General features: G+C 60.1%; 1 protein-coding gene. It reads left to right on the forward strand.

The features are described 5' to 3' along the window. Positions 1-124: 124 nt before the first annotated feature. The gene (locus tag EN994_RS33275) at positions 125-913 is read left to right on the forward strand and encodes a DUF2182 domain-containing protein (protein ID WP_013528739.1); all 789 of its coding nucleotides are present in this window, start codon (positions 125-127) and stop codon (positions 911-913) included. The last annotated feature ends 2 nt before the right edge of the window (positions 914-915 follow it).

Raw genomic sequence — 915 nt, forward strand, 5'->3', positions numbered from 1 at the left:
AGGCAGTACATTCAGCGATCATGGCATGAGCTGGGACAATTCCCGCCGAAACGGACATTACGCCCCGATCAATTGGTCTGGGCAGCAGTAGCCGTAGGCAGCGTAGCACGGAACGACCTCGTCCATGGCCCCGACGTTGCAGCGATACATCATTCTCGCGCTGCTGATCGCTATCGCTGCGGCGGCGTGGACCCTGCTTGTCTGGCAGCAGATGGGCATGGACGCGGACATGCGCATGGAAATGTACGCACTCACCATGGGTATGAAGGCGCCGCTGTTTCTTGCCATCTGGATGATCATGATGATTGCCATGATGTTTCCGACGGCCGCGCCCATGATCCTGACGTTTCACCAGGTCCAGGCCGGCAAACAGAGCCGGGGCGAGACCTTTGTCTCGAGCTGGGTGTTCGTGGCCGGGTATATGCTGGTTTGGGGCGTGATGGGCGTTATCGCCTTTGCCGGTGCGGCGGGTGCGGAGATGCTTGCCGGGCATGTGGGTTTGTCCGCTGCGACGGCCGCGCGTATCGGCGGCGCGCTGCTGATGATTGGGGGCGCCTATCAACTCTCCCCACTGAAAGATCTGTGTCTGGCCAAATGCCGCACGCCGATTGGCTTCATCCTGACCTCATGGCGCGATGGTTATTGGGGTGCGGTTCGCATGGGCCTGGAGCATGGACTTTTTTGCCTGGGCTGCTGCTGGCTTTTGTTTCTCGCCCTCTTTCCTCTCGGGATCATGAACGTCGCCGCAATGGCCGTGGTCACCTTGCTGATCTTTGCGGAAAAGACCCTCCCGTCCGGAGGTGGGATCGCAAAGGTGTCGGGTATCGCTCTGCTTCTTTACGGCGCGGCGGTGCTGGTCTTTCCACAGGCGCTGCCAACCTTCCAGCAGGTGGGCGCCATGACAATGAATTGACC

This window comes from Mesorhizobium sp. M7A.F.Ca.CA.002.09.1.1 (assembly GCF_003998555.1).
Classification (GTDB): Bacteria; Pseudomonadota; Alphaproteobacteria; order Rhizobiales; family Rhizobiaceae; genus Mesorhizobium; species Mesorhizobium ciceri.

Excerpts from the sequence above, each read along its gene's own strand:
- EN994_RS33275 (WP_013528739.1), top strand. The coding sequence starts at position 125 with ATGGCCCCGACGTTGCAGCGATACATCATTCTCGCGCTGCTGATCGCT.